Raw genomic sequence first — 12,793 nt, 5'->3', positions numbered from 1 at the left:
GGCGCAAGCCTTGCTTCATCGACGACGAGTCGTGAGCGGGCGGTCGGGGAGACCGCCTGCGCTCAGAACTGGATGTTGGCCGCCTTGATGACCGGGCCCCATTTGGCGACCTCGGAGGCGATGTAGGCCTTGAGGTCCTCCGGAGTGCCGCCGTTCGCCTGCATCGACATGTTGGCGAGCACCTCCGCGGATTTCTCGGTCTTGAGCCACTCGTTGACGGCGGCGTTCACCTTCTCGATGACCTCGGGGGGCGTGCCGGTCGGCGCCAACAGCGAATACCAGGCCGAGGCCTCGAACTTGGCGACCCCCGTCTCGCTGATGGTCGGCACGTCGGGCAGCGACTCGCTTCGCTTGCTGCCGGTCGTGGCGAGCGCGATGATCTTGCCCTCCTTCACCAGCGGCACATAGCTCGACATGAAGTCCACCGCGAGCTCGATCTGACCGCCGAGCAGATCGGTGACGATCGGCGTCGTGCCACGATACGGCACGTTGGTGAGCTTGATGTCGGCGGACTTCTGCAGGAGCTCGGAGGTGATGTGGCCGAGCGTGCCCTGGCCCGGAACGCCGATGTTGATCTTGTTGGGATTCGCCTTGGCGTAGGCGACGAGCTGCTCGAGGGTCTTGAACGGCGAGTTCGCCTTGGCCGTGATCATCAGAGGAGAATTCGCGATCAGCACGATCGGCTGCAGATCCTTGTCGGGATCGAACGGCATCGTCTTGTACATCAGCCGGTTCTGCGCGACCGGGCCGGGCGTCGAGAACAGCAGCGTGTACCCGTCCGGCACCCCCTTCGCGACCGCCGTTGCACCGATATTGCCGCCGGCGCCGCCGCGATTGTCGACGATGAACTGCTTGCCGAGCCTGTCACTGAGCGCCGCCGCGACCGAGCGGCCCAGCACGTCGGTATTCCCGCCGGCCGGGAACGGAACGACGAGCGTGACCGGCCGCGACGGCCAGGACTGCGCTGTCGCCACGGTCGGCAGCGCGAGAGCGCACAGGGCTGCCGTGAGGGCCTGCCGGCGTGACATTCGGGACTGCATGGCTTTCCTCCTCCGATTTCCCGCCGGACGTGTCGTGGGCCGCCGGGCCGTTCTGCAACGACCCTAATCGAGAGCACTCCCGGTCCGCCGGCTTTCTGGTTGAATTTCGCGATACGAAATGCCGGGATTTGACGACCCGGCGGCCGCGGTTTGCCGCTAAGTACGGACACGAGATCGAGGCACCGACCGGACGGCGCCGCACCAACATCGAGGAACGCCCATGGGCCAGACCACCGCCACCCCCGCGCCGCATTCGCCGACCGAGGCGGAGGTCGACTCCCTTCTGCAGGGCGCCGTCGATCTCCACATCCACAGCGGCCCGTCCGTGATGGCGCGCCTCGTCGACCACATCGAAGCCCTCGAGCAGGCCTCGGCCGCCGGCATGCGCGCCGTTCTGTTCAAGGACCATTATTACCCGACCGCACCGATCGTCGAATTGATCCGGGGCCGCCATGCAACGGGAAAGACCGAGCCGCTCGGCGGCATCGTGCTCAACAATGCGCTCGGCGGCTTCAACGCCTACGCGGTCGAGCACGCCCTCAAGCTCGGCACCAAGATCGTGTGGATGCCGACCGTGTCGGCGGCCAATCACATCCGCGAAGGCCACAACAAGAAGCTCCTGGTCGCCAAGTCGGAGATGCGCAAGCCGACGGCCCTGTCGGCGGTCGACGAGCACGGCGAATTGAAGGACGAGATCAAGCCGATCCTCGACCTCGTCGCCGAGTACGATGCGGTGCTGTCCTGCGGGCACCTGCACATCAGCGAAGCCTGGGTCTTGTTCGAGGAGGCCAAGAAGCGGGGCTGCAAGCGCCTTCTGTGCAACCATCCGACCTACACGGTCGGCGCCGTCACCAAGGACTTCGCGCGCCTGATTGAACTCGGCGTAATGATCGAGCACTCCGCCTGCATGTTCGTCGACACGCGGTTCAAGTGCTTCACGCCCGAGCAGCTGAAGGAGTGGATCGATGCCGCCGGCGTCGACAACACCTTCTTCGGCACCGATCTCGGCCAGACCAACTGCCCGTCGCCGCTCGACGGGATGCGGCAGATCATCCGCCTGTGCCTCTCGCTCGGCTACAGCGCCGACCAGGTGCGCCAGATGGTGTCGATCAACGCCATGCGGCTCGCCGGGCTCGGCGCCAACGCCGCGGCCGGCGCCTGATCCGAACGGACGATCGCATCATGACGACCGACAGCGGAGCCATGACCTTTCGCCAGCGCCTGATCGGCGGTCGGCATCTGGTCGGAACCTTCATCAAGACGCCGACCGTGCATGCGACCGAGATCATCGGTGCGCTCGGCTTCGACTTCGTCGTCATCGACGAGGAGCATGCGCCGTTCGACCGCGCCGCGATCGACGCGGCGCTGCTGGCCGCGCGCGCGGTCGGCACCGCCGGCTTCGTGCGGGTGGCGGCGGCGACGCCGTCCAATCTGCTCTCGGTGCTCGACTGCGGCGCGACCGGGGTGCTGGTGCCGCACGTCGCCAGCGCCGCCAAGGCGCGCGAGGTGGCGGCGCTCTGCCGCTACCGCGGCGGCAGGCGCGGCTATTCGGGCTCGCCGCGCTCGGCCGGCTACGGCGGAGCCAAGATGTGGAGCCATGTCGGCGCGGCCGACGCCGGGGTCACGGTCGTGGCGCAGATCGAGGATCCAGAAGCCCTCGACGAGATCGACGCCATCGCCGCCGTGGAGGGCATCGACGCCCTGTTCATCGGCCGCGGCGACCTCACCTGTGCGATGGGTGCGACATCGAACGACGCTCCGGAGGTCCGCGATGCGGTCGACCGCATCGCGCGCGCCGCCCGCACCGCCGGCAAGCCGGTCGGCGTGTTCGTCGGCGGCCGCGCCGAGGCGGTCTGGCTCAAGGAGTACGGGGCGAGCATGTTCGTGGTGTCGTCCGACCAGGGCTTCATGCGCCGTGCCGCCGCCGATGCGCTCGCCGAGATCGGTGCACTCGCGGCGCCCGCTCGGGCGTCGTGACGAACGCCCTGCCGACAGACCTGCTCCACGAGAGAACGACGATGCAGCCGAGATCCGCCTCCTACGCCGAGACCACCGCCGCCCCGCAACTGAGCGAGCCGGGCAGCCGCAGCTGGATCACCCGCGGCGCCAGTTTCGTGATCGCCGTCGCCGAGGTGACGGCCGGGGCGGTGCTCGCCCGCCTCGACAATCCCGACGAGCACATGGTGATTGTCGCCGGCACGGGCGCCACCATCGAGGCCGGCCGTGACATCGTCGAGGCCGAGGCCGAGACGCTCACCATCGTGCCGCCGGGCGCGAGCGTCGTGACCGCCAAGGGCGACGGCCACGTGGTGCGCATCTTCTCCGCCCGGGCCGAGGACCTGATGCGGCTCGCCGTGAATGCGGCCGTCTACGCGGACGGCGCCCCGGAGGTCGCGGCGCCGACGCCGTGGCCGGATCCGCCCGGCGGCTTCAAGCTGCGCAACTACGCGCCCTATTCCTACGACAGGCCGGACACCAACATGCGGCTGTTCCGGTCCACCAACCTGATGGTCAACTTCCTGACCAAGCGCGACGCGCCGCGCGACGTGCGCAAGCTGTCGCCGCACTCGCACGAGGATTTCGAGCAGGCCTCGCTGGTGCTCGAGGGCGAGTATGCGCATCATCTGCGCTGGCCGTGGACGCCCGACCAGACCGAGTGGAAAGACGACGAGCACGTCGAGATCGGCAGCCCGTCCGTCACCGTCATCCCGGCCAAGGTCGTGCACACGAGCCACAACATCGGCCCCGGCCGGTGCTGGCTGATCGACATCTTCGCGCCGCCGCGGCTCGACTTCTCCAGGAAGCCCGGCCTCGTGCTCAATGCCGACGACTATCCGATGCCGGCGGCGAACTGAGCCGACGGCACCCCCGTGGCGAGCCGTTTCGAATCCCGGAACGGCGGCGAGACGACGAACGGAGCGGCCGTTTCATGAAGTCCATCGAGGTGCGGGCGCCGGGCGGGCCGGAGGAGATGCGGCTGGTGGACCGGCCGGTGCCGACGGTCGGCCCCGGCGAGGTGCTGATCCGCGTCGCCGCCGCCGGCGTCAACCGTCCGGACGTGCAGCAGCGCAAGGGTCTATACCCCCCGCCGGCGAACGCCTCGCCGATCCTCGGCCTCGACGTCGCCGGGATCGTCGAGGCGGTCGCGCCGGAGGTGGTCTGGCCGGTCGTCGGCATGCCGGTGTGTGCGCTCGTCAACGGCGGCGGCTATGCGGAGTTCTGCACGGTTCCGGCCGTGCAGTGCCTGCCGATCCCGCGCGGCTTCGACTTCGTCAAGGCCGCCTCGCTGCCGGAGGTGTTCTTCACCGCGTGGAACAACGTGATCTGGCTCGGCCGGCTCGGCGAAGGTGAATCGCTGCTCGTGCAGGGCGGCACCAGCGGGGTCGGCATGGCGGCGATCCAGCTCGCCAAGCAGTTGCGGAACTCGCCCGTCTACGCCACCGCCGGCAGCGCCGAGAAATGCCGGGTGTGCCGCGAGATCGGGGCCGATGCGGCGATCGACTACAAGAGCGAGGACTGGGTCGCGCGGGTGCGCGAGCTGACCGGCGGACGCGGCGTCGACGTCGTGCTCGACGGCCAGGCCGGGCCCTACACCGAGAAGCAGCTGAGCCTGTTGGCGGAGGACGGCCGCGTCGTCCTGCTGGCCAGCCATCTGGGCGCCACCGCCGAGGTCAACGTGCGCAACATCGTGCGCCGGCGCCTCACGCTGACGGGCTCGACCCTGCGGCCGCGACCACCCGCCTACAAGGGCCGCATCGCCCGCGAGCTCGTCGAGCAGGCCTGGCCCCTCCTCGAGGAGGGCCGTGTGCGCGCGCAGATCCACGCAACCTTCCCGCTCGCCGAGGTGGCGCGCGCGCATGCCGTGCTGGAAGCCGGCGAGCAGATCGGCAAGGTGGTGCTCGTCGTCGCGCCCGATCTTGTCAAGGCGGGTCCCGGATAGGAGAGTCGTGCGACGCGAGGCGGACCCGCTTCGCACAGGTCGACCCGAGGCACCACACATGCCGTCCTTTCCGCCGGTGCAGTCGGTCCGCCGCGCCTTTCTCCTCCTCAGCGAGCTCAACCGCCAGCGCGTCGCCACGATTGCCGACCTGCACCAGCGCACCGGGCTGCCGAAGCCCACCATCGTGCGACTGCTCGAGACCCTGATCGCCGACGGATACGTGGTCAGCGACAGGCGCCTGGGCGGCTATCAGGTGACCTCGCAGGTCACCGCCCTGTCGAGCGGCTTTCATGGATCGCCCATGGTGATCGAAGCCGCCCGGCCGTGGGCGATCGATCTGACGCGGCGGCTCAAATGGCCGGTGTCGGTCGCCGTGCTGGTCGAGGACGCGGTCTTCGTCCGCTTCAGCACCATTCCGGACAGCCCGGTCTCGCCCTTCCACGCGACCATCAACATGCGGTTGAGCCTGGTGTCGCGCGGGCTCGGGCGCGCGTATCTGGGGTTCTGTCCGCGCGAGGAGCGCGAGCTCCTGGTGCGCATGCTGGAACGCTCGCCGCACCCGGAAGACCGCCCGCCCGACTTGCAGGCCGTCGTGCGCGGCCTCGTGAAGTCCATCCGGGCACGCGGCTTCGCCGAGCGCGATCCGACCGTCGAGCCGCTCTCGTCCTCGACCATCGCGATTCCGGTCATGGTGGACGGGCGGGTGCTCGCGACCATCGGCATCACCTATTTCCGGTCGGCGGTGCCCCGCGCCAAGCTCCTCGACCAGATCGTCCATCCCCTCAAGGAGATCGTCCAGCGCGTCGAGCAGAGCATCACGGCGATGAAGATGACGTGAGCCGGAGGACACCGGGAGGTGTCGGCAGCGTGAGGCGGGCGGTGGTCGGCGTGGGAGCGGCGAGAGGTGGAGAGACGAGGATGGGTCGAGACAGGACGGGGCGCCGAAGCGCCCCGCCCGGTGATCGTCCGTGATCAGGCCACCTTGGCCAGGACGGCGCGGCGCTCGCGCACGACCATGTAGACGGTCGCGACGGCCCCGAGGATGCTGGTGATGATGCCGAGATACCAGATGCCGAGGAACTCGGTGTAGAAGGCGCCGCCGGCGACCGAGTACTTGGCCGCCATGAAGCCGGAGACGGACAGCGCGATGGCGCCGGAGAACTGGCCCACCATGTTGATGATGCCCATGGTGAAGCCGGCCGACCGCACCGACCAGATCTCGGCCGCCGATGCGTTGATCAGCGGGAAGATGTTGATCACGACGCCGGCGAAGAACGACAGCGCCCCGAGCGCGATGGTGTTCGGGATGTGCCGGGTGAACAGGAAGAAGGTGAGGGCGATCAGCAGGAGGCCGGAGCCGATCACCACGGCGCGCGGAATGCCACGCTTGAGCAGCCAGTCGGACAGCCATCCGGCGACCGGCGTGCCGAACACGCGGCCCAGCACGTAGACGGACGCCATGCCGCCGCCCGCGATGATGGCCGCCTCCTTGGTCATCCCGTGCTCCTGGATGTAGAAGTCGGTGGCGTAGAGCGGCAGCCAGCCGGGCACCAGACGGGTGCCGACCATGTAGGCCGACCAGACGAGCGACATGATCCACACGGCCGGATCCTTGGCGATGACGCCGAGGCTCTGCTTGTAGGTGAGCTCCTGATGCTCGGCCTTGTCCTCCTGCTTCTCGATCGAGGGCAGGCCCATGTCGGTCGGCGAGGCACGCAGCAGCAGCAGGGCCAGCATGGCGATGACGAACACGACCACGGCCATCAGGACCGTCGAGGCCCGCCAGCCGGTGAGGCCGAAGAAGCCGCCCTGCGACAGCACCACGGCGAACACCGGGATGAGCAGGAAGGTCATCACTTCGCCGAGGCCGCCGCCCGGGCCGGAGTACATCTCCATCGCGAAGCCGCGCTCCTTGATGGAAAACCACTTGGCCAGCGCCGAGGTGATCGGCACGTAGCCGGCGGCGGCGACGACGCCCATCGCGGCGCGCCAGAACAGCGCCTCGGTGAAGGTGCCGCTGAAGGCGAAGCCGGCCAGGAACAGGGCCAGGATGCCGATGCCGACCGGGATCACCCGGCGGCTGCCCCACACGTCGGCGGCCGTGCCCCAGGGAATCTGGGCGACCGCGTAGGCGTAGAAGAAGGCGGAGCCGAGCAGGCCCAGCTCCGGCTTGCCGATGTGGAGGTCGTCCATCAGGTACTTCGTGATGCTGGCGTAGTTCCAGCGCACGAGCTGCGACGTGCAGTAGACCAGCATGCAGGCGAGAAGGATGACCCAGCGGTAGTTCGACTTTCTCAGGAACGTCATGGCACGAAACTCTGCCCTTCGGATGTCGGGAAACGGAGTTCTTGCCGGCGTTCGCGTCGCGGCCTGGCGGCCTCGCGGTGAGACGGGGGACATCAAGGTGAGGTCGGAAGCGCCGGTCGGCGCGCCGGGGTTACAGGCGTTCGATCACCATCGCGAGACCTTGGCCGACGCCGATGCACATCGTGCACAGCGCGTAGCGGCCGCCGGAGCGCTGGAGCTGCCAGGTCGCCGTGGTCACCAGCCGGGCGCCGCTGGCGCCGAGCGGATGGCCGAGCGCGATGGCGCCGCCCTGCGGGTTGACGCGCGGATCGTCGTCGCCGATGCCGAGCTGGCGCAGCACCGCGAGCCCCTGGGCCGCGAAGGCTTCGTTCAGCTCGATCAGGTCGATCTTGTCGAGGCCGATGCCGAGCCGCGTGAGCAGCTTCTTCACGGCCGGGACCGGGCCGACGCCCATGATGCGGGGCGCGACGCCGCCGGCCGCCATGCCGACGATGCGGGCCCGCGGGGTGAGGCCGTGGCGCTTCGCCGCCTCCTCGCTGGCGACGATCAGGGCGCAGGCGCCGTCGTTGACGCCGGAGGCGTTGCCGGCCGTGACGGTGCCGTCCGGCCGGACGACGGGCTTGAGCTTGGCGAGCGTCTCGAGCGTGGTGGGACGCGGATGCTCGTCGCGATCGACCCGGATCGGATCGCCCTTCTTCTGCGCGATCTCGACCGGGCAGATCTCCTGGGCGAACGCGCCGTCCGCCTGCGCCTTGGCGGTCTTCTCCTGGCTGCGTAGCGCGAACAGATCCTGGTCGGCGCGCGACACCTGGAAGTCGGTGGCCACGTTCTCGGCCGTCTCCGGCATCGAGTCGACGCCGTACATCGTCTTCATCACCGGATTGACGAAGCGCCAGCCGATGGTCGTGTCCTGGAGCTGGGCGTCGCGGGCGAAGGCGCTCGCCGCCTTGCCCATCACGAAGGGCGAGCGCGTCATGCTCTCGACGCCGCCGGCCAGCGCCAGCTCCATCTCGCCGCCGACGATCGCGCGCGCCGCCTGGCCGATCGCCTCCATGCCGGAGGCGCACAGCCGGTTGACCGTGACGCCCGGCACCGTCTCGGGAAGCCCGGCGAGGAGCAGCGCCATGCGGCCGACATTGCGGTTGTCCTCGCCCGCCTGGTTGACGTTCCCGTAGAAGACGTCGTCGAGCCCCGCCCAGTCGACCCCCGGGTTGCGCGCCATCAGCGCCTTCATCGGGATCGCGGCGAGGTCGTCGGCCCGCACGCTGGCGAGCGCGCCGCCGTAACGCCCGAAGGGCGTCCGCACGGCATCGCAGATCACGGCATGTCTGGTCATGGTCGGTTTCTCGGGGGATCAGGATCGTTTCAGCAGCTTGAAGCCGCAGATGGACTCCAGCGCCTCGTGGTCGAGGCCCGGGGCGAGATCGTGGGCGACCACGCCGGCCGGCGTGATGTCGAAGGTGGCGTGGTCGGTGTAGACGCGCCGGACGCAGGCGACGCCGGTGAGCGGGCTCGAGCAGCGCTCGACCAGCTTGCAGACGCCCTTCTTGGTGAGCAGGTCCATCATGACGAAGACGGACTTGGCGCCGATCGCCAGATCCATGGCGCCGCCGACCGCCGGGATCGCGTCCTTGGCCCCGGTGTGCCAGTTGGCGAGGTCGCCCGTGACCGACACCTGGTAGGCGCCGAGCACGCAGTAATCGAGATGGCCGCCGCGCATCATCGCGAAGGAGTCGGCGTGGTGGAAGTAGGAGGCGCCCGGCAGGGCGGTGACGTACTGCTTGCCGGCGTTCATCAGGTCGATGTCCTCCTCGCCGGCCGGCGGCTTCGGGCCCATGCCGAGCAGGCCGTTCTCGGTGTGGAGGATGATGGTGACGCCGTCCGGCAGGCAGTCGGCCACCTCGGTCGGCGCGCCGATGCCGAGATTGGCGTAGGACCCGTCGGGGATGTCGGCGGCGACGCGGGCGGCGATCTCTCGTCGGCTCAGGCGTTGAACATTCTGGCTCATGGAAGTCTCCGGACGATGTCGCTCAGGGCCGCGCGGGAGCGTTGGCGTTGGCCGCCACGCCGACGGCGGGGCCGACCTGGACGACGCGCTTCACGAAGATGCCGGGCGTCACCACGGTCTCCGGATCGAGGGCGCCGACCGGCACCACCTCGGTGACCTGGGCGATCGTGCACTTGGCGGCGGTCGCCATCACGGGCCCGAAGTTGCGGGCGGTCTTGCGGTAGACGAGATTGCCGAGCGCGTCGCCGCGATACGCCTTGATGAAGGCGTAGTCGGCCGAGATCGGGTACTCGAGCACGTAGTGGCGGCCGTTGATCTCGCGCGTCTCCTTGCCCTCGGCGAGCAGCGTCCCGTAGGCGGTCGGCGTGAAGAAGGCGCCGATGCCGGCACCGGCGGCGCGGATGCGCTCGGCCAGATTGCCTTGCGGCACCAGATCGAGCGTCAGCTCGCCGGACAGGTAGCGCTCGTCGAAAGCCTTCGAGTCCGCCTGGCGCGGGAACGAGCAGACGATCTTCCGCACCCGGCCGAGATGGATCAGCTTGGCGATCCCCTCCTGGGCCGTGCCGGCGTTGTTGGAGATGATGGTCAGCGCCTTGGCGCCCTGCGCCACCAGCGCGTCGATCATCTCGAACGGCACGCCCGCGTCGCCGAACCCTCCGATCATGATCGAGGCGCCGTCCGGCACGTCCGACACCGCCTCCTCCAGCGATGGACAGATTTTGTTCATGGGGACTCCGCGTGATGGCGCGGTGTGTAATTTCGCACACCGGTTCGATTAACGCGCAAACCGTGCTCCTCAGTCTGGGTAGCGTCAAGTTCTGTAATCGCACGGATGTGCGAAAACGGGAGGCGCTGTACGGGATGCACGCAGGACCTGGAGAATTCAGCGTCTCGAAACAGTCCGAACTGGTCGGTCGGCCCAACCGGGGTTAGGTGTTGCGCGATTATCGAACGACCAGCGCGTCGATTCGTCGGCCAAGCGACCCAAGCCTGGGCACAGCGATGCGGGTCGACGCGACAGGATCCGACCATGACGGACATCGAGTCCGACCACACGGACGAGGCGCAGCCGCCTGGACACCGGACCGGCGAGGGGCCGGTGCCGGGCGACCCCAACATCATGACCTCGCTGGTGCGCGGGCTCGCCGTGATCCAGGCGTTCTCGCGCGAGAGCGCCGCCGTCACCATTTCGCAGATCAGCCAGAAGACGGGCATTCCGCGCGCCGCGGTGCGGCGCTGCCTCTACACGCTGCGCGCGCTCGGCTTCGCCGACACGGAGGACGGCCGGCAGTACGTGCTGCGGCCCCGGATCCTGGTGCTCGGCCACGCCCATCTCGGCTCGATCCCGCTGGCCCGGGCGGCACAGCCGCTGCTGCGGCGGATCGCCGACACGCTCCAGGAATCGTACTCGCTCGCCATCCTGGACGGCGACGACATCGTCTACGTGGCGCGCGCCTCGGTCTCGCGCATCATGACCATCGACCTGCACGTCGGCAGCCGGCTGCCGGCCGTGTTCACGTCGATGGGCCGGGTGCTGCTCGCCCACCGTCCGGAAGCCGAACGCGACGAGCGTCTCGCCCGCGTCGTCTTCCATCCGTTCACGGCGCACACGATCCGCGACGTCGCGGCGTTGCGCGCCGAGATCCTGCGGGTGCGGGCGTCCGGCTACTCGATCATGGACCAGGAGCTGGAGCTCGGTCTGCGCTCGATCGCGGTGCCGATCGTGACCCCGGACGGCACCGCCACCGCGGCCCTGAACGTCGGCGCCCACGCGTCCCGCTTGTCGGTGACCGACATGGTCGAGACGATCCTGCCGCTGCTGCGCGAGGCCGCCGCCGAGCTGTCGCTCTGCGCCGGCTGATCGGCTCGGCGTCGGTCTGGGACGGCGCAGGCTCCGCAGTGATCAGGACATTCCTGATCGTCCCGCCGAGCCGCCGCAGCCCCCTCGCCGCGTCGACCATGCACGACGACGTCCATGATCCTCGACCTGCATCCAGAGACTCAGCAATGAACCGGTTCGTCTACACATCCCACCCGGTGCGGGTGGTGTTCGGCCGCGGCACCGTCGCCGCGGTTCCGGACGAGGTCGAGCGGCTGGCGCTGTCGCGCGTCCTGATCGTCACCACGCGGTCGAGTGCCGCGACGGCGGACGCGGTGGCGGCGGCGCTCGGGGGGCGCGCCGCCGGGATCTTTCCCGGCGCCGTCATGCACACGCCGGTGGCCGTCACCGAGACGGCGATGCGGCTGGTCGCGGAGACCGGCGCGGACGGCGTCGTGGCGATCGGCGGCGGCTCGGTGACCGGGCTCGGCAAGGCGATCGCGCTGCGCACCGACCTGCCCCAGATCGTCGTGCCGACCACCTATGCCGGTTCGGAGATGAGCCCGATCCTCGGCGAGACCAAGGACGGCCAGAAGGTCACGCAGTCGACCGAGGCGGTGCGGCCCGAGGTGGTCGTCTACGACGTCGATCTGACGCTCGGGCTGCCGCCGGCGCTGTCCGGCACCAGCGGCATCAACGCCATCGCCCATGCGGTCGAGGCGCTCTACGCGCCCGATCGCAATCCGATCATCACGCTGATGGCGATCGAGGCGATCGCCGCGCTGACGCGCGCGCTGCCCGCCATCGTGCGGGATCCCGGCGACGTCGCCGCCCGCACCGACGCGCTCTATGGCGCGTGGCTCTCCGGCGTCTGCCTCGGATCGGTGAGCATGGCCCTGCATCACAAGCTCTGCCACACCCTCGGCGGCAGCTTCGACCTGCCGCACGCGGAGACCCACACGGCGGTGCTGCCGCATGCGCTCGCCTACAACGCGCCGGCCGTTCCGGAGGCGATGGCGCGGCTCGCCGGCGTGCTCGGCGACGACCCGGCGCGGGCGCTGTGGGATTTGGCCGGTGCCGTCGGGGCGAAGCGGGCGCTCGCCGATCTCGGCATGCCGGAGAGCGGCATCGCGCTCGCAGCCGAGCGGGCGCTGGCGCGGCCCTATCCCAACCCGCGGCCGCTCGAGCGCGCCGCCATCGAGGCGCTGATCACCCGCGCCCATGCCGGCGCGCCACCCGAATGACGTGAGCCGTCCGGCGGGCCGCCGCAGCTGCCGGCTACATTGATGGCATGGGCATTCGATGTCGATGGCGGTCCCGACAGGACTCGAACCTGTGACCTTCGGTTTAGGAAACCGCTGCTCTATCCGGCTGAGCTACGGGACCGACGGCCCCCGACTAGCATAATCGCAGGCGGTGTGCATCCTGCCGGATGCGGCGTGGCGATGCGTCCTAGAGGGGCGCGGCGGACGGCGGTGCGAGGCTGAGACGCGGAGCCGAGACGCGCGGTCAAACCGCACCCTGCTGCGCCGGGTCGCCCCCTTTCACGGAGCACGCGCGCGTGTCACTGCCTCGTCCACGGCCACGACGGTCGGCCCGGGCTGCGACGGCCGCCCTGATGGCGCTCGCGATGCTCCCGGCGCTCCGCCCGTCCCCCGCCGTCGCCGAGCCCCTCTAGG

At 69.6% G+C, this 12,793-nt stretch carries 12 protein-coding genes and 1 tRNA gene; 7 read left to right on the top strand and 6 right to left on the bottom strand.

Features of this window, described 5'->3' with window-relative positions; translation table 11 throughout:
* Positions 1 to 62: 62 nt before the first annotated feature.
* Positions 63 to 1,040 carry a Bug family tripartite tricarboxylate transporter substrate binding protein gene (locus CCR97_RS12645; protein WP_111357351.1) on the bottom strand — a complete coding sequence of 326 codons (978 nt, stop codon included), beginning with the start codon at positions 1,038 to 1,040 and terminating at the stop codon, positions 63 to 65.
* Positions 1,041 to 1,260: 220 nt separating this feature from the next.
* On the opposite strand from CCR97_RS12645, the gene CCR97_RS12640 reads away from it, so the two are divergent.
* The 5 genes from CCR97_RS12640 (at position 1,261) to CCR97_RS12620 (ending at position 5,818) form a co-directional block, all read left to right on the top strand.
* Positions 1,261 to 2,202 carry a DUF6282 family protein gene (locus CCR97_RS12640; RefSeq protein ID WP_111357352.1) on the top strand — a complete coding sequence of 314 codons (942 nt, stop codon included), beginning with the start codon at positions 1,261 to 1,263 and terminating at the stop codon, positions 2,200 to 2,202.
* A gap of 20 nt (positions 2,203 to 2,222) precedes the next feature.
* Complete coding sequence (locus tag CCR97_RS12635) at positions 2,223 to 3,017, top strand: HpcH/HpaI aldolase family protein (RefSeq protein WP_111357353.1); 795 nt, start codon at positions 2,223 to 2,225, stop codon at positions 3,015 to 3,017.
* Positions 3,018 to 3,058: 41 nt separating this feature from the next.
* Positions 3,059 to 3,895 carry a cupin domain-containing protein gene (locus CCR97_RS12630; protein WP_170145832.1) on the top strand — a complete coding sequence of 279 codons (837 nt, stop codon included), beginning with the start codon at positions 3,059 to 3,061 and terminating at the stop codon, positions 3,893 to 3,895.
* A 74-nt stretch (positions 3,896 to 3,969) separates the two neighbouring features.
* Positions 3,970 to 4,980 (top strand): NAD(P)H-quinone oxidoreductase, encoded by a 1,011-nt coding sequence (locus CCR97_RS12625; protein ID WP_111357354.1) that lies wholly within the window; start codon positions 3,970 to 3,972, stop codon positions 4,978 to 4,980.
* Between the two features lie 58 nt (positions 4,981 to 5,038).
* On the top strand, positions 5,039 to 5,818 hold the full coding sequence (locus CCR97_RS12620) for a DNA-binding transcriptional regulator (protein WP_170145833.1): 780 nt from the start codon (positions 5,039 to 5,041) through the stop codon (positions 5,816 to 5,818).
* 134 nt (positions 5,819 to 5,952) lie between these two features.
* Here CCR97_RS12620 and CCR97_RS12615 read toward each other — a convergent pair whose 3' ends face one another.
* The 4 genes from CCR97_RS12615 to CCR97_RS12600 form a co-directional block, all read right to left on the bottom strand.
* Positions 5,953 to 7,287 (bottom strand): MFS transporter, encoded by a 1,335-nt coding sequence (locus CCR97_RS12615; RefSeq protein WP_170145834.1) that lies wholly within the window; start codon positions 7,285 to 7,287, stop codon positions 5,953 to 5,955.
* Between the two features lie 130 nt (positions 7,288 to 7,417).
* Complete coding sequence (gene pcaF / locus CCR97_RS12610; RefSeq protein ID WP_111357357.1) at positions 7,418 to 8,623, bottom strand: 3-oxoadipyl-CoA thiolase; 1,206 nt, start codon at positions 8,621 to 8,623, stop codon at positions 7,418 to 7,420.
* An 18-nt stretch (positions 8,624 to 8,641) separates the two neighbouring features.
* A complete protein-coding gene (locus CCR97_RS12605) occupies positions 8,642 to 9,295 on the bottom strand; it encodes a 3-oxoacid CoA-transferase subunit B (RefSeq protein ID WP_111357358.1) in 654 nt (217 codons plus the stop codon).
* 22 nt (positions 9,296 to 9,317) lie between these two features.
* On the bottom strand, positions 9,318 to 10,022 hold the full coding sequence (locus CCR97_RS12600) for a 3-oxoacid CoA-transferase subunit A (protein ID WP_111357359.1): 705 nt from the start codon (positions 10,020 to 10,022) through the stop codon (positions 9,318 to 9,320).
* 303 nt (positions 10,023 to 10,325) lie between these two features.
* Here CCR97_RS12600 and CCR97_RS12595 point away from each other — a divergent pair, with 303 nt between their 5' ends.
* Both CCR97_RS12595 and CCR97_RS12590 read left to right on the top strand, forming a co-directional pair.
* Positions 10,326 to 11,156, top strand: coding sequence for an IclR family transcriptional regulator domain-containing protein (locus CCR97_RS12595; protein ID WP_111357360.1), 831 nt, complete (start codon positions 10,326 to 10,328; stop codon positions 11,154 to 11,156).
* Between the two features lie 146 nt (positions 11,157 to 11,302).
* The gene (locus CCR97_RS12590; RefSeq protein WP_111357361.1) at positions 11,303 to 12,358 is read left to right on the top strand and encodes a maleylacetate reductase; all 1,056 of its coding nucleotides are present in this window, start codon (positions 11,303 to 11,305) and stop codon (positions 12,356 to 12,358) included.
* A gap of 65 nt (positions 12,359 to 12,423) precedes the next feature.
* On the opposite strand, the gene CCR97_RS12585 is transcribed toward CCR97_RS12590, so the two are convergent.
* A tRNA-Arg gene (locus tag CCR97_RS12585) sits at positions 12,424 to 12,500 on the bottom strand.
* Between the last annotated feature and the right edge of the window lie 293 nt (positions 12,501 to 12,793).

It is taken from the genome of Rhodoplanes elegans, from assembly GCF_016653355.1.
GTDB lineage: Bacteria > Pseudomonadota > Alphaproteobacteria > Rhizobiales > Xanthobacteraceae > Rhodoplanes > Rhodoplanes elegans.
Note: the sequence above shows the minus strand (reverse complement) of the source record. Positions and strands in the feature narration are given on the sequence as shown.